Here is a 16,259-nt window from a genome sequence, read left to right as displayed (position 1 = left end):
GACTATCACTTATTTAAGTGATATTGGTTGTCTGGAGATTCAGGGGGCCAGTCTAATGGATAAACACGACGGTGAGGTGAAAAACAGATGAAAATAATACTTCTGTTTTTGGCGTTTTTTGCAAGCTTCACTACTCAGGCACAATCACCCTCGCTGACTGCTGAACAGACAGTTCGCCAGATTTATCAAAACTATAAATCTGATGCCAGCGCGCCTTATTTTGGTGAGACAGGAGAGCAGGCGATAACGTCTGCACGCATACAAAAAGCACTTACCCTGAATGATAATCTCACGCTGCCGGGCAATATCGGCTGGCTGGATTATGATCCGATTTGTGATTGTCAGGATTTTGGCGATCTGGTGTTAGAAAGCGTAGCAGTTACTCAAACGGATACCGATCATGCAGATGCCGTTGTGCGCTTTCGTACCTTTGACGACGATAAAGAAAAGACCACGCAAACGCTGAAAATGGTGGCAGAAAATGGTCGTTGGGTCATTGATGATGTCATCAGCAACCATGGCAGCGTCTGGCAGGCAGTTAATAGCGAGAATGAAAAAATCCTGGCAACACTAGCTTCATTACAAAAAGAAGAGCCTGAAGCCTTTGTCGCCGAATTGTTTAAACATATTGCAGATTATAGCTGGCCCTGGACATGGGTTGTTTCCGACACCTATCGTCAGGCAGTCAATGAATTTTATAAAACCACATTCAATAAAAACGGCAATTTCGATCAAGAGATGCAAATAGAACGGCAATTTATTTACGACAACCCGATCTGTTTTGGCGAAGAGTCGCTATTTTCTCGCGTTGATGAAATTCGTATCCTGAAAAAAACCGCCGATTCTGCCCGCATTCATGTTCGTATTGCGCTGACCAATGATAACAGTGAAGAGCAGGATTTAGTTTTACAGCGGCGCGAAGGAAAGTGGGAAATTGCCGATTTTATCCGTCCTGGCAGCGGGAGTTTGCTTAAACAGATTGAAGCGAAAACATCCGCCAGATTAAAGCAATAAGCTGAATAAAATAAAAATTAATCGGAACAATAAATAAAAGGGAGCACGATATGAAAAATATTTTCACCGTGGGAGCACTCATTCTGGTAACCGGCTTATTAAGTGGTTGCGTCAATGAGCAAAAGGTCAATCAACTGGCAGGTAATGTACAAACATTAAATACCAAAATCGCCAGGCTTGAGCAGGATATAAAAGCATTACGCCCGCAAATCTACGCCGCAAAATCCGAAGCTAACAGAGCCAATACACGCCTTGATGCGCAGGACTATTTCGATTGCCTGCGCTGCTTGCGTATGTATGCGGAATGATAAAAACATCCCCGGCAGCATTCAGTTACCGGGGATGTTTTTTTAACGTCCAGTCGCCGCTTTAGGGCGTTTCTTCGCACCGGCATTCACAGGGCGAGATTGCACAGGCGACGCTTTCTTTGTCGTAGCAGGCGTCTGACGCTGAGTCGCCATTGGCGTATGTTTGGTCAACGCCGGACGGGTGTTACGGTTCTGTCGGCGGGCTTCGCGCATCTCTTCAATGGTTGGCGCAGGCACTAAGCAATCGCGACGGCTGCCAATCAGATGCTTTTTACCCATCGCTTCCAGCGCCTGGCGGATTAACGGCCAGTTTGCCGGATCGTGGTAACGCAACAACGCTTTATGCAGACGACGCTGCTTGTCGCCCTTCGGCACGAAGACGTCTTCGCTCTTATAACCAATTTTCGCCAGCGGATTTTTGCCGGTGTAATACATGGTGGTTGAGTTAGCCAGCGGCGACGGATAGAAGTTCTGCACCTGGTCGAGACGGAAGCGATGTTTCTTCAGCCACAGCGCCAGATTCACCATATCTTCATCGCGCGTACCGGGGTGCGCGGAGATGAAATACGGGATCAGATACTGCTCTTTACCTGCCTGTTTCGAGTAGGTGTCGAACAGTTCTTTAAAGCGGTCATAGCTACCCATACCCGGCTTCATCATCTTCGACAACGGCCCTTCTTCGGTATGTTCCGGGGCAATCTTCAGATAACCGCCAACGTGATGGGTTGCCAGCTCTTTGATATAGCGCGGATCTTCCACGGCGATGTCATAACGCACACCGGAGGCGATCAGGATCTTTTTAATGCCTTTCAGATCGCGCGCGCGGCGATAGAGGTTGATCGTCGGTTCGTGGTTAGTGTCCATATGCGGGCAAATATCCGGGTAAACACACGACAAACGGCGACAAGTTTGCTCGGCGCGTGGTGACTTGCAGCGCAACATATACATGTTGGCAGTTGGCCCACCGAGATCGGAAATCACGCCCGTAAAGCCCGGAACGGTGTCACGGATCGCTTCAATCTCATTGATAATCGAATCTTCCGAACGGCTCTGAATAATGCGCCCTTCATGCTCGGTAATAGAGCAGAAAGAGCAGCCGCCAAAGCAGCCACGCATAATGTTGACCGAGAAACGGATCATTTCGTAAGCCGGAATACGGGCATTACCGTAAGCCGGATGCGGCACGCGCTTGTACGGCAGCGCAAAAACGCTGTCCATCTCTTCGGTAGAAAGCGGAATAGCAGGCGGGTTGATCCACACATAGCGGTCGCCATGTTTTTGCATCAGCGCGCGGGCACAGCCAGGGTTGGTTTCGTGGTGCAAAATACGCGAAGCATGAGCGTACAGCACTTTATCTGCCTTTACTTTCTCGAAAGAAGGTAACAAAACGTAGGTTTTTTCCCACGGTTTCGGGCGCGGCGGCTGCACGGTAACGGCTTTGGCTTCTTGTTTTTTCGGAGCCACCGGTTTGTTATCCGCACACGGCAAATCTTCGCCATACGGATGCGGAATAGGGTCGATTTTCCCTGGTGTATCAAGACGAGTAGAATCCACGCCGCTCCAGCCAGGCAGAGCCTCTTTCACGATAATCGCGGTATTACGTACATCGCGGATTTCGCTAATCGGCTCGCCCATCGCCAGACGATGCGCCACTTCCACCAGCGGACGCTCACCGTTACCGAACATCAGCATGTCGGCTTTGGAATCCACCAGCACGGAACGGCGCACGGTATCAGACCAGTAATCATAATGCGCGGTACGGCGCAGGCTGGCTTCAATACCACCGAGGATCACCGGAACATCTTTCCATGCCTCTTTACAACGTTGGGTATAAACCAGCGTGGCGCGATCCGGGCGCTTACCCGCGACGTTATCCGGCGTGTAAGCATCGTCATGACGCAAACGGCGATCGGCAGTGTAACGGTTGATCATCGAGTCCATATTGCCTGCGGTCACGCCGAAAAACAGATTCGGTTTACCCAGACGCATAAAGTCGTCTTTGCTGCTCCAGTCCGGCTGGGCGATGATCCCGACGCGAAAGCCCTGCGCCTCCAGCATACGACCGCAAATCGCCATCCCGAAGCTTGGGTGATCGACATACGCGTCGCCAGTAACCAAAATGATGTCGCAGCTATCCCAGCCAAGTTGATCCATCTCTTCACGAGACATCGGCAAAAACGGTGCCGGTCCAAAACAGGCGGCCCAGTACTGCGGCCAGGAGAACAGGTCGCGATCCGGTTGGATCAGGGAGATAGAGCTCATTTTGCTTCCAGAAATGATAAAAAAATAATCAAAGGCCGGGGATTATAAGCCGGAACGAAAGAGAAATCGAAAGGTATTCCATACTCGCCCTCCTCGGGCGAGTATGGCGATTAAGGCACTGGATTAACCAGCAACTGCCCAATAGAGCCGCGATCCGCCATTTCCAGTGTCTGGCTACCAAAGTAAAACGGGAAATGCGCCCAGGAAGGCTGACCGTAATAAACAAGCAGTTCCACTTGTCCATCAACCCAGACGGTATCTTTCCAGCCTCTGTCTTCCGGGAATGGCATTGCGCCATTCACGTTACGGATCTGGAACATCACACCTTCAATATGGAATGATTGCGGCTCGTCCGCGCGTACCGTCCAGCGTTCCCACGTTCCCTGCTGGGCAGCAACATCAATGCGATTAACGTCCCATAGCTGCCCGTTGATGCCGGGATCATCGCCCAGGCTAATATCACGGCTGCGAATCGGTGAACCGGCCATGATTTCAGTCGGTAACAAGCGCATCGGCAGGCTGTCAGTGACCAGCGGCAGAAGGCCGGTCGGGCGCAACGTTAGCACCAGCGTGGAAACCAGAATGCTGGACGGCTCAAAGAAGCCACGAATACGATCAACAATGCTCGCCGCTTCGCCACAGGTGATAGACACTTCATCACCGTTGCTCATATCCACCAGAATTTCACGGCGTTCGCCCGGCGCCAGCGAAAGCTGCTTCACCGACACGGGAGCAGGCAGGAATCCCTGATCGCCAGAAATCACGTGCAACGGACGACCATCGCTCATCTGCAGTTGATAGCGACGGGAGTTCGATGCGTTCAGCAGGCGCAGGCGCACCCAACCGCGCGAAACTTCAACGTACGGGCTTTGTACACCGTTGACCAGCAGCGTATCGCCAACAAAGCCGCCACTTCCCGGTTCGTTGTATTCTGGCGTACCAAAGTTATCCAGCCGTTTATCCTGGATAATGACAGGAAAATCATCCACACCATAATGGTTAGGAATGGGCAGCGACTTGCTGACTTCATCTTCCACCAGCCACATCCCGGCAAGGCCGTTATAGACCTGCTGCGCCGTGCGGTTGGGGGTATTAGCGTGATACCACAAAGTCGCAGCATTCTGGCGAATTGGCAGCACAGGCGCCCAGTCAGCGTTTGGCGACATCATGCGTGCCGGACCGCCCATCAGTGGACCTGGCACTTGTAATCCAGCCACTGTCATTGAGACATTTTCTGTCAGTCGGTTGCTGTAAATCAGCTTAACATCGTCGCCCTTCCAGACGCGAATAGTCGGCCCCAGGTAGCGACCATTGATACCCCAAACCGACGCGCGCGTTCCTGGCGTAAATGACCAGTGCGCACGTTGTACTGTCATAAATAGCGGTTGCCCACGGCGAGATTCAAGCAGCGGCGGAACGGGCAGTGGTTGCTGTTGACCGGCTGCGCTTGCCTTCAGGGGAACAGCACCTGCACACAGTGCGATCCCCGATGCCTGAATGAACTGACGCCGACTGAGTGACATATTTGCTCCATGTAAAACTGGCTAAAGTAATACCGTGCAGGAAAACATCCCCGCAAAAAACAGATTGCCGACTTAAACTTTTCCGGCGGCTTCGCGCTCTGCGACTTCTTTATCGAGCTCGGCGATTTTTTGTTCCATTATCGAACGACAATGAGCAGCCAGCTCGCGAACCTGATCTTTACCATATTGACTGATGTCAATTGGCGGCAGCATTTCTACGATCACTAAACCATTATTCAGTCGATTAAGATTAATCTTATTCGAAGTCGTGGAAACACACACGGGAATAATCGGGACGCCTGCCGCAATTGCCGCATGGAATGCCCCAGTTTTAAACGGCAACAGACCGCGACCACGGCTGCGCGTTCCTTCCGGGAACATCCAGATGGAAATACGGCGTTTTTTGAAGTGATTCACCACTTCCGCGATAGTGCCGTGCGCCTTAGTACGGTTGTTTCTGTCGATCAATAAGTTGCCGGTTAACCAGTACAACTGCCCAAAGAAGGGGATCCACAGCAAACTCTTTTTACCCACTGTAACCGTCGGCGGCTGCACGATGTTCGATGCTGTCACCATGTCATAATTGTTCTGGTGGTTAGCAATATAGATAGCATTACCATAGCTTTCAGCATCTGCAGGTTTGCGACACTCAACTTTCAGCCCGTACAGCGGCGCAAGGCGCCCAAACATATGCCCGAAGGTGGCTACATGCTTTGGATTTCGCGGGCTGAAAAGGCAGTAAATGGAGCCGAAAACACAGACTAAGATGCTGTAAATAACGGTAATAATAAGACGAAAGATATATAGCATAACACCCTCTGAAGATCTGAGAGACTGGCATTGTACGTCACCTGAAATCAGGTTAGGGCATTGTTAAAAGCCGCTCTCTGGAAAAGCGTATTGTTAATCGCAACGCATGAATAAACAACGGTTTCAAGGGAATTTTTATCGTTTCCTGGGGCTGATTACGCTGCCGGATGACGACTTAACGTGTCATCCGGCGTTCCTTACAAACGGGAGAAAGCCCCTCCGGCATGTTACTCTTCGCTATCGCTACTGCTGGCGCGGTGAGGTGAGTCAATCTCGACACGGTCGATACGCTGTAAACCGCGCATCAAGGTGCCACGGCGACCACGCTCACCGGTCACTTTCAGCAACTCTTCCGGGCGCAGTTTGATTTTGCGTTTCCCGACATGAATAGTCAGAGTGCTCTGCGGCGGCAGTACATACAGGTGTGCCAGACCATCCTCGCCCCGCGCAGCTTCTGCCGATGGGATGTTGATGATCTTGTTGCCTTTACCCTTCGACAGTTGCGGAAGCTCACTTACCGGGAACATCAACATACGTCCCGCCAGGGTGATAGCCAGTAGCATATCAGAGGCATCTTCAATCACTACTGGCGGCATAACATGCGCATTTTCAGGTAAGGTAATCAATGCTTTACCTGCACGGTTACGGGCAACAAGATCGTTAAAGGTGCAGACGAATCCATAGCCAGCATCGGAAGCCATCAACAGTTTCTTATCGTCGCTTTCCATTAGCATGTGATCAACAGTGGCACCTGGCGGTAACGTCAGTTTCCCGGTGAGTGGTTCGCCCTGACCACGCGCCGACGGCAGCGTAATCGGGTCGATGGCGTAGCTACGACCAGTGGAATCAACAAATACCACCGGTTGGTTGCTCTTGCCTTTCACCGCCGCTTTGAAGCTATCGCCCGCTTTATAGTTCAGGCCTGGTGCGTCGATGTCATGGCCTTTGGCGCTGCGTACCCAACCCATCTGTGACAGCACAATGGTAACGGGTTCGGACGGCAGCATATCGTGCTCGCTCATCGCTTTCGCTTCTTCGCGTTCCTGCAACGGCGAACGGCGATCGTCGCCATAAGCTTGTGCGTCGGCCTGTAGCTCTTTCTTCAGCAGGTTATTCATCTTGCGCTCGGAAGCCAGAATGCTCTGCAACTGGTCGCGCTCTTTTTCCAGTTCGTTCTGCTCACCGCGAATCTTCATCTCTTCCAGTTTGGCGAGATGACGCAGTTTCAGTTCGAGGATCGCTTCCGCCTGGGTTTCCGTAATGCCAAAACGCGACATCAGTGCCGGTTTCGGTTCATCTTCATTACGAATGATCTCAATCACTTCGTCGATATTGAGAAACGCCACCAGCAAACCTTCAAGAATATGCAGGCGCTTGAGGACTTTCTCCAGACGATAATTGAGACGGCGGCGCACGGTATCGCGACGGAACACCAGCCATTCGGAGAGGATTTCCAGCAGGTTTTTCACCGCCGGACGCCCATCCAGACCAATCATATTGAGGTTGATACGATAGCTCTTTTCCAGATCGGTCGTGGCAAACAGATGATTCATCACCTGATCCATATCCACACGATTAGAACGCGGCACAATCACCAGACGGGTCGGGTTCTCGTGGTCAGATTCATCGCGCAGATCGTCAACCATCGGCAGCTTTTTGTTGCGCATTTGCGCAGCAATTTGCTCCAGTACGCGCGCACCAGAAACCTGATGCGGTAAGGCGCTGATAACTACCGCGCCATCTTCTTTCTTCCACACCGCGCGCATACGCACAGAACCACGACCGTTCTCGTAGATTTTACGGATCTCGGCGCGGGAGGTGATAATTTCCGCTTCGGTCGGGTAGTCCGGGCCCTGAACAATATCCAGCAACTGGTCAAGCGTGGTTTTCGGCTGGTCGATTAAAGCGATTGCCGCCTGGGCGACTTCACGCAGGTTGTGTGGCGGAATGTCCGTCGCCATCCCGACAGCAATACCGGTGGTGCCGTTAAGCAAAATATTCGGCAAGCGAGCAGGCAACATTTTCGGCTCCTGCAACGTGCCGTCGAAGTTTGGCACCCAGTCCGCCGTCCCTTGCCCCAGCTCACTCAATAACAGCTCAGAATATTTCGACAGGCGGGATTCGGTATAACGCATTGCCGCGAACGATTTCGGATCGTCCGGTGCCCCCCAGTTTCCCTGCCCATCAACCAGCGGATAACGGTAAGAAAACGGCTGCGCCATCAGTACCATCGCTTCATAGCAGGCGCTGTCACCGTGCGGATGGTATTTACCCAGTACGTCACCCACAGTACGGGCCGATTTTTTAAATTTGGCGGTAGCATTCAGACCCAGTTCTGACATCGCATACACAATGCGGCGCTGAACAGGTTTCAGACCATCACCAATAAACGGCAACGCACGATCCATGATGACGTACATGGAGTAGTTTAAGTAGGCGTTTTCCGTAAATTCATGTAGCGCAAGGCGCTCTGCCATATCGCTCATTAATTCTGATTCCTCAACTTATTCGCCAGCCTTCAAAGGGGCAATATTGCCGGAGATACTACATTATCTGTCGCGTCGAGTCACAGGAGATCAGTGTGAATAGTGCCGCCGGACGTACTCCGACGGCGATAAAGGCATCAATGTGCCTTGATATACAACTCTTTGCTGTAGACATAATCCTGGGGATTATGCAGCGGGAAACCGCCAACGTAAGGTTTAAGCAGTTTGATCAGCGGCTGATAGTAGATGGGAATGAGCGGTGCCTGCTGGTTGATAATGGCCTCGGCCTGTTGATACAGCGCATTACGTTTTCCCGCGTCGGTGGTTTGCGCGGCCTGGTTCAATAACGCGTCATACTTTGCATTTTTCCAGTGACCGACGTTCTCTTCACTATCGCTTTTAAGCGTGTTCAGGAAGCTGGATGCATCATTATATGTCGCATCCCACGACTGCCGCGACAACATGAAATCACCGCTACGCCGGGCATCGAGATACGTTTTCCACTCCATTGTGCGCAGCGTCACCTGTGCGCCCAGCCATTTTTTCCATTCGGAAGACAAGGCTATCGCCGTTTTTTCATGCAGATCGTACTTGTTGTAGAACAGTTCAAAGCGTAGCGGATGAGAGGCGTCGTATCCCGCCTGTTTCAGTAAGGCTTTTGCTATCGCGACACGCTCACCCATTGGCTTTTGCAGTTCCTCAAACGTTGGCGCACGAAATCCTTCTACCTCTGGCGGCGTCAATGTTGTTGCGGGCGTTCGCAACCCAAGTATCTTTTGCGCGATTAACGGCCTGTCGACCGTAAGATACAACGCCCGCCGCACACGGGCGTCATCAAACGGCGGTTTCCGGGTGTTGAAGTTGTAATATTCGCTGTTCAGACGCGGGATAATTCGCAGCTCGCCAGGAAGTGATTTTTCGATTGCAGGAATTTGCTGCGCCGGAACCCAGGTGAGATCAACCTCTCCCGCACGATAGCGGTTATAGCCGGTGACCGAATTATCCAGCGCCAGATACTCAACCTGCTGCAAGACAGTATGCTCTGCATCGCGGTATTGAGGATTTTTTCGCGCTGTAATCTTTTCGTTAACTACCCATTTATCAAGCACAAAAGCACCGTTGTAAACCATATGTTCTGGCTTACTCCAGCTATCGCCATACTTCGCAATCACATGATGCGGAACCGGAAACAGCGTCGGCCAGGCGAGCATGGTCGTGAACCAGGGAACGGGTTGCTCAAGCGTGACTTCAAGAGTGCGATCATCGGTAGCCTTCACACCCAGCGATGCAATATCCGCTTTGCCTGCCACAATAGCCGCTGCATTTTTAATATGCGCCTGTGGCAGATAGCCGGCAAAAGGGCTTGCCGTTTTGGGGTCAACCGCGCGCTGCCAGCCGAGGACAAAATCCTGTGCCGTTAAGGGCTGGCCATCAGACCACTGTAAGCCGTTACGTAAATGGAAAACATAACGTTTGCCGCCATCTGACACCTCCCATGATTCGGCCTGAGCGGGTTGCACTTTGTCTTCACTGTCTATCCATACCAGACCTTCAAACAGATCCAGCACAATCTGCGCAGCAGTATTCTCCTCAACCTTTTGCGGGTCGAGCGTACCTGGGTCGCTATGATTGTTGTAACGAAAGACTTGTTGCGGGGCGAGCGGTGTGTTGGCGGGAACGTCAGCAGCATAGAGAGGAGCCGCACTTACCAGGCTGACCAGCCATAATAAATTTCGCGTATACATGGTATTCCTTACCGGAGAAATTATAAGCCCGACAACAATACGCCGGTGAGATTGTTAGCTCAAACTTATCGCGAGTGATTTGGCTCACACTCCGTTAAAATATTTCCCGTCACGCCAACGGCACATAGACATCTGTTTCCAGCCGTTGCTCTGACATCCCTTCAGCCAGATTAGTGTAGTGAAACAGTATCGGCGCTTTACGTATTCTCTCGCCGCTTTCAGGCAGCCACTGACTAATGATGCCCCATACCGTGCGCGAAATATCGTCCAGTTCGCCAACGTGACGAGCCACGGCATAACGTCCTCCATCAAGCTCACTATTACTCACGCCATAACGATTCTCCGGAATCGCTTCGCTAACGCTGCCGCAGATATCAAAGCGAAACGCTTCCGGCGCGGTGCTGGCAGGATCATCCCAGGCGACGCCAAATGTCTGGCTTTGGTTAACAGGGGAAAGTCCCGTCTCTTTGCGCCACATGATAAATTTCGCCACGCTATAGTTGAGCAACTCAGGGCTACAACGATGCGGCAACAAAGCCACGCGGGTTGAAGGGAAATTGATGATGTTCACGGCCAGTGCCTGGTTTTTCATGTTGCCTCCCTGCGAAATTATTCCCGGGAACGCGTCCCGGGAGCGGTAACAATTACGGATTCACTTTACGAATCTGTTTAACGTCGATCTCAACTGAGTTCCAGTCTTTATCGACCTCCCCCTGAATCTCAACCGTATCTTTCGGTGTCACCGTTACACCGTTCCAGCGTTTGTGGTCGATATCGACATTGATAGTACCGCTGGCATCTTTGAACACGTAGAGATCGTCAGAGATGCGTTCAACGATATTGCCGCGCAGGGTTACCCAGGTATCATCACGCAGGGATTTTGCGTTTTCTACGTTAGTTACACTGCCGTTCGGCCCCTGAAATCCTCCGGCCTGATTTTGCGTTGCTGATGGTCCAGAAAAACCACCCTGCTCTGCTGCCATAACTGGTGCGCTACACAGAGCCATTACTGCAATTACTGCTGCTAATTTTTTCATGTTTGTTACTCCCTTTAATGTCTGTTTTCGAGCATTAAACAAGATACTCCTTAACAACTTCTTAAGAAAAAAAAAGAAAATTTAGTACTGTACAGAGCGCGTTACAACACGGTTTACTGGCAACGAATACAGCTATCGCAGGGATGAAAAGATGCGAATTTTACTGATAGAAGATGACATGCTGATTGGCGACGGCATCAAAACAGGTCTTAGTAAGATGGGCTTTAGTGTTGACTGGTTTACGGAAGGTCGTCAGGGAAAAGAGGCGCTTTATAGCGCACCTTATGACGCAGTAATTCTGGATTTAACCTTACCGGGAATGGATGGTCGCGATATTTTGCGCGAATGGCGGGATAAAGGTCAGCGTGAGCCAGTATTAATCCTGACCGCGCGCGATGCCCTGGCGGAACGCGTGGAAGGTTTGCGTCTGGGAGCCGACGATTATCTTTGTAAACCTTTTGCATTGATAGAAGTCGCAGCCAGGCTGGAAGCTCTGATGCGCCGAAGCAACGGGCAAGCCAGCAATGAGCTACATCACGGTAACGTAATGCTCGACCCAGGCAAACGTATCGCCACCCAGGCCGGCGAACTCTTAACGCTGAAGCCAAAAGAATTTGCCCTGCTGGAATTACTGATGCGTAACGCCGGTCGGGTACTGCCGCGCAAACTGATTGAAGAAAAACTGTATACCTGGGACGAAGAGGTCACCAGCAATGCCATCGAAGTGCATGTGCATCATCTGCGACGTAAGCTCGGCAGCGACTTTATTCGCACCGTTCACGGTATTGGCTACACATTAGGTGAGAAATGAAATTTACCCAACGCCTTAGTCTGCGAGTCAGGTTGACGCTGATCTTTTTGATTCTGGCCTCGGTGACCTGGCTACTCTCCAGCTTTGTCGCCTGGAAACAAACAATTGATAATGTCGATGAGTTATTCGATACCCAGTTGATGCTGTTTGCCAAACGGTTAAGTACGCTCGATCTTAACGAAATCAATGCGGCAGATCGTATGGCGCAGACACCGAATAAATTAAAACACGGTCACGTAGATGATGATGCGCTGACCTTTGCAGTCTTTACTCACGACGGCAACATGGTTCTTAACGATGGCGATAATGGAGAAGATATTCCCTACAGCTATCAACGGGAAGGTTTTGCTAATGGGCAACTGGTAGGTGAAGACGATCCCTGGCGTTTTGTCTGGATGACATCCCCCGATGGTAAGTATCGCATCGTTGTTGGCCAGGAGTGGGAATACCGTGAAGACATGGCGCTGGCGATTGTCACCGGACAGCTCATTCCCTGGCTTATCGCGCTGCCTATCATGTTGATTATCATGATGGTACTACTGGGTCGTGAACTCTCGCCACTAAACAAACTGGCGCTGGCGCTACGTATGCGCGATCCTGACTCGGAAAAACCGCTCAACGCTGACGGTGTACCCAACGAAGTGCGTCCGCTGGTCGAGTCGCTGAATCAACTGTTCGACCGTACTCATACGATGATGGTTCGTGAACGACGCTTTACCTCCGATGCTGCTCACGAACTGCGTAGCCCGTTAACGGCGCTGAAAGTACAAACCGAAGTTGCGCAGCTCTCTGACGACGATCCACAGGCACGGAAAAAAGCACTGCTTCAATTACATTCCGGGATCGATCGCGCCACCCGCCTTGTTGATCAACTGCTCACTCTGTCGCGGCTCGACTCGCTGGATAACCTTCAGGATGTCGCGGAGATCCCACTTGAAGATCTCCTGCAATCGTCGGTAATGGATATTTACCACACGGCGCAGCAGGCGAAAATTGACGTGCGGCTGACGCTCAACGCACAGGGCATCAAACGCACCGGACAACCGCTATTGCTAAGTTTGCTGGTACGAAATCTGCTGGATAACGCCGTGCGCTACAGCCCACAAGGCAGCGTGGTGGACGTCACGCTGAATGCCGATAACTTCATCGTGAGGGATAACGGCCCCGGTGTGACGCCAGAGGCACTGGCGCGAATCGGCGAACGTTTCTATCGCCCACCGGGACAAACCGCCACCGGCAGTGGGCTTGGGCTGTCGATTGTCCAGCGGATCGCCAAATTGCATGGCATGAATGTTGTGTTTGGGAATGCAAAACAAGGTGGATTTGAGGCGAAGGTGAGCTGGTAGTGGTGATATTGTTGCAAAATTCGCAAAAGACTTTGCACATTTTGCTAATTTCACCGTACCGCTCTGTGACGTACTATAGTCGACAAACTTCTCACCTTGAGGATAAAAAATGAGCAATATCCTGATTATCAACGGCGCGAAGAAATTCGCCCACTCCAATGGTCAACTGAACGACACCCTGACCGAAGTCGCGGATGGCACGCTCCGCGACCTCGGGCATGATGTCCGCATCGTTCGCGCCGACAGCGACTACGATGTCAAAGCCGAAGTACAAAACTTTCTCTGGGCTGATGTGGTTATCTGGCAGATGCCTGGCTGGTGGATGGGCGCGCCGTGGACGGTGAAAAAATACATTGATGATGTGTTCACCGAAGGTCACGGTACGCTGTATGCCAGCGATGGTCGTACCCGCAAAGATCCGTCGAAAAAATACGGCTCTGGCGGCCTGGTGCAGGGCAAAAAATATATGCTTTCCCTGACCTGGAACGCACCAATGGAAGCCTTCACCGAAAAAGATCAGTTCTTCCACGGCGTCGGCGTTGACGGCGTGTATCTGCCGTTCCATAAAGCAAACCAATTCCTTGGCATGGAACCGCTGCCGACATTTATCGCTAATGACGTGATAAAAATGCCTGATGTTCCCCGCTATACTGAAGAATATCGCAAGCATCTTGTGGAAATTTTTGGTTAACTAGAGCTCTGGCTTTAGAAGGAGTTAACCATGCTTACAGTAATCGCTGAAATCCGTACTCGTCCTGGCCAACATCACCGTCAGGCGGTATTGGATCAGTTTGCTAAAATCGTTCCAATCGTACTGAAGGAAGAAGGTTGCCACGGCTATGCGCCGATGGTGGATTGCGCTGCTGGCGTGAGTTTCCAGTCTATGGCGCCGGACTCTATCGTGATGATTGAGCAGTGGGAAAGCATTGCCCATCTTGAAGCGCATCTGCAAACCCCGCACATGAAAGCATATAGTGAAGCCGTAAAAGGCGACGTGCTGGAGATGAATATTCGTATTCTGCAGCCGGGGCTTTGACATTTCTGAAAAGAGGCCGGTGCTGTTACCGGTCTCAGGTCAGATTAGCCAGTCTTTCTTCCCGTTTTCAAACCCCGATGGAAATCGTTAATTCGCTTAATGGTTTTAACCGCACGCTGCGGCACTGCGGAAGCCACCGACCAGACAATCATTTCCAGGCACAACAATACCGTACCATGTAGCGGCGTTTTCCCCTTTTCATCGCCGCGCGGAACATGAATCACGATACTGGCGTCTTTGCTAAAACGCGAATCCAGAGCGTTTGTCAGCAAAATAACAGGGATCCCCAGCCGTCTTGCTTCACGCAGCGTTGTCAGTCCTTCCCGGTGTGCGGATTTTTGCGCCATCATGATCAATACATCACCACGCTGAAGCGCGATCAGTTGCTCGGCAAGGCCAATACCAGTACGGTTTAGCGCCGTGGCGGGTAAGCCAATACGATTGAATAACCGTGCAGTATAGTCCGCCAGAATACCCGAAGCGCCAATGCCAAAAATAACAACTTGCCGCGCCTGCACCAGCATAGCTACCGCTTGTGCAAGCGCATGGCGGTTTTCAGGCTCTGACAGGACATTACAGGTATACAAATGCCCTTCAAGAACAAAATCGATTGCGGTGTTAACATCGCTCGTCAAGTTACTCACCGTCGTAGACATCTTTTCGCTGGAACTAAGAGCAGGACCAAGCCACTGTTCCAGAGTGCGTTTCAGATCTCGTAGCCCCGCAAACCCCAGGGCCTGTATAGCCCGAATCACTGTGGCATCAGAAGTATTCAATGTGGTCGCAATTTCCATCGCCGTTTGCTCGAGTACCACTTCACGATGTTCATTAATGTAGCTGGCGACGGCTCTTAACCCAGGCGTTAACTGACTCGCGCGAGTACGAAAACGCTCACCAAAAATATCAACTCGTGTTTTGTCTTTCTGAATCATTTGGCCTCCGGTAGAGGTCGCCCTGCAATTTGTGATTGTATCTGCGCGGCTATCAGCCCCAGCGATGCAAAGGAGTTAGAAATCGCCTCTTCACGAGAAATCAGCACATAGCGCCCGGAACGACAGGCCGTCAGAAATTGACACCATCCCGGCATGACTTTTTCCATTGCTGCCAGCTCATCCTGAGGTTTACCACCGGTGTCACCACGCCAGGTTGCAAAAACAAAATCGGCATCCAGTTCAGGCAAACGCTCCGCGCTCACATCCATTCGCCCACCTTCAGGAATGCTCTCAATCAGCGGCGGAAAGCGAAAACCAGCATCGCGTAATACACGCCCCAGCGAATGATAGCTATGCATCACATTAATTTTTCCCTGATTTGCCTGAATCACCGATACCGTTATTTTTTGGCTGTCCAGCGTCGCCTTCAGCGCATTGATTTGTGCCTGATAGCGGCGTTCAAGTATCGCCAGCCGCGCCTGCGTTCCTGTAAGTTCTGCCAGCTTGCGGTAGATTTCTGGCGCGCCCCCTTTGAGATGATCAATGCTCACCGTGGGCGCAATTTTTTCCAGTTGTTCAATGGGCGTATTACGGGTCGGTTCTGTGATGATCAGATCAGGCTTTGCCGCCACAATCGCTTCAATATCAATATCAGCAGTTCCAATAAAGGCTATCGATGAATTATCGAAGTCGACGCCTGTTAGTAACGCGCCTGATCGAATGAAATGGCTACCATCAGGCCGTGTTCGCCCGTGGCTGGCGACAGGAGGTACACCTAGTTCAATCAGAGGAATAGTGATATCAAGGTCGTGTAAAGAGACAATTCTCTTTGGATGTGCAGGAACAGTGACTTTGCGCCCTAAATCATCAGTAAAGACCTGAACCGGTTCTGTTGCACGGGCAAAAAATGACAACAGTATCAGCAGAGAAAAAAATAAACGCATATAAC

The 16,259-nt window shown here is 51.3% G+C and carries 15 protein-coding genes; 6 read left to right on the top strand and 9 right to left on the bottom strand.

Annotation, left to right across the window (positions count from 1 at the left end; all coding sequences use genetic code 11):
- The first annotated feature begins 87 nt into the window (after window positions 1-87).
- On the top strand, window positions 88-1,014 hold the full coding sequence (locus tag BEG40_RS11215) for a YqhG/Tai3 family protein (protein ID WP_105285419.1): 927 nt from the start codon (window positions 88-90) through the stop codon (window positions 1,012-1,014).
- A 50-nt stretch (window positions 1,015-1,064) separates the two neighbouring features.
- On the top strand, window positions 1,065-1,322 hold the full coding sequence (yqhH, locus tag BEG40_RS11210; protein ID WP_105285418.1) for a lipoprotein YqhH: 258 nt from the start codon (window positions 1,065-1,067) through the stop codon (window positions 1,320-1,322).
- 42 nt (window positions 1,323-1,364) lie between these two features.
- On the opposite strand, the gene BEG40_RS11205 is transcribed toward yqhH, so the two are convergent.
- From BEG40_RS11205 to ygiW, 7 genes are all read right to left on the bottom strand, one after another.
- A complete protein-coding gene (locus tag BEG40_RS11205; RefSeq protein ID WP_016159780.1) occupies window positions 1,365-3,584 on the bottom strand; it encodes a YgiQ family radical SAM protein in 2,220 nt (739 codons plus the stop codon).
- A 110-nt stretch (window positions 3,585-3,694) separates the two neighbouring features.
- Window positions 3,695-5,107, bottom strand: a complete 1,413-nt coding sequence (gene ftsP / locus BEG40_RS11200; protein WP_000059392.1) for a cell division protein FtsP — start codon at window positions 5,105-5,107, stop codon at window positions 3,695-3,697.
- Between the two features lie 72 nt (window positions 5,108-5,179).
- A complete protein-coding gene (gene plsC, locus BEG40_RS11195; protein WP_000965724.1) occupies window positions 5,180-5,917 on the bottom strand; it encodes a 1-acylglycerol-3-phosphate O-acyltransferase in 738 nt (245 codons plus the stop codon).
- Between the two features lie 227 nt (window positions 5,918-6,144).
- Window positions 6,145-8,403 (bottom strand): DNA topoisomerase IV subunit A, encoded by a 2,259-nt coding sequence (parC, locus tag BEG40_RS11190; RefSeq protein ID WP_001281916.1) that lies wholly within the window; start codon window positions 8,401-8,403, stop codon window positions 6,145-6,147.
- Window positions 8,404-8,540: 137 nt separating this feature from the next.
- Window positions 8,541-10,148 (bottom strand): ABC transporter substrate-binding protein, encoded by a 1,608-nt coding sequence (locus tag BEG40_RS11185; protein WP_105285417.1) that lies wholly within the window; start codon window positions 10,146-10,148, stop codon window positions 8,541-8,543.
- Window positions 10,149-10,257: 109 nt separating this feature from the next.
- The gene (locus BEG40_RS11180) at window positions 10,258-10,740 is read right to left on the bottom strand and encodes an AraC family transcriptional regulator (protein WP_105285416.1); all 483 of its coding nucleotides are present in this window, start codon (window positions 10,738-10,740) and stop codon (window positions 10,258-10,260) included.
- A gap of 52 nt (window positions 10,741-10,792) precedes the next feature.
- Entirely contained in the window at window positions 10,793-11,185 is a 393-nt protein-coding gene (gene ygiW / locus BEG40_RS11175) for an OB fold stress tolerance protein YgiW (RefSeq protein ID WP_000731637.1), read from the bottom strand.
- Window positions 11,186-11,336: 151 nt separating this feature from the next.
- Between ygiW and qseB the strand changes: the two genes are divergently transcribed.
- The 4 genes from qseB (at window position 11,337) to BEG40_RS11155 (ending at window position 14,378) form a co-directional block, all read left to right on the top strand.
- On the top strand, window positions 11,337-11,996 hold the full coding sequence (gene qseB / locus BEG40_RS11170; protein ID WP_001221480.1) for a quorum sensing response regulator transcription factor QseB: 660 nt from the start codon (window positions 11,337-11,339) through the stop codon (window positions 11,994-11,996).
- Entirely contained in the window at window positions 11,993-13,342 is a 1,350-nt protein-coding gene (gene qseC / locus BEG40_RS11165; RefSeq protein WP_016159777.1) for a quorum sensing histidine kinase QseC, read from the top strand. Before qseB ends, qseC begins: the two co-directional genes overlap by 4 nt.
- A gap of 109 nt (window positions 13,343-13,451) precedes the next feature.
- On the top strand, window positions 13,452-14,033 hold the full coding sequence (gene mdaB / locus BEG40_RS11160) for an NADPH:quinone oxidoreductase MdaB (RefSeq protein ID WP_000065430.1): 582 nt from the start codon (window positions 13,452-13,454) through the stop codon (window positions 14,031-14,033).
- Window positions 14,034-14,063: 30 nt separating this feature from the next.
- Window positions 14,064-14,378, top strand: a complete 315-nt coding sequence (locus BEG40_RS11155; RefSeq protein WP_000958592.1) for a putative quinol monooxygenase — start codon at window positions 14,064-14,066, stop codon at window positions 14,376-14,378.
- Window positions 14,379-14,422: 44 nt separating this feature from the next.
- Here the strand turns inward: BEG40_RS11155 and BEG40_RS11150 are convergent, their stop codons facing one another.
- Window positions 14,423-15,310: a MurR/RpiR family transcriptional regulator gene (locus BEG40_RS11150; RefSeq protein ID WP_000614947.1), complete on the bottom strand. Its 888-nt coding sequence runs from the start codon at window positions 15,308-15,310 to the stop codon at window positions 14,423-14,425.
- Window positions 15,307-16,254: an iron-siderophore ABC transporter substrate-binding protein gene (locus BEG40_RS11145; RefSeq protein WP_010356901.1), complete on the bottom strand. Its 948-nt coding sequence runs from the start codon at window positions 16,252-16,254 to the stop codon at window positions 15,307-15,309. The genes BEG40_RS11150 and BEG40_RS11145 overlap by 4 nt, the downstream gene beginning before the upstream one ends.
- Between the last annotated feature and the right edge of the window lie 5 nt (window positions 16,255-16,259).

This window comes from Escherichia sp. MOD1-EC5495 (genome assembly GCF_002965965.1).
Taxonomy (GTDB): Bacteria; Pseudomonadota; Gammaproteobacteria; order Enterobacterales; family Enterobacteriaceae; genus Escherichia; species Escherichia ruysiae.
This window is presented reverse-complemented; position numbering and strand designations above follow the sequence as displayed.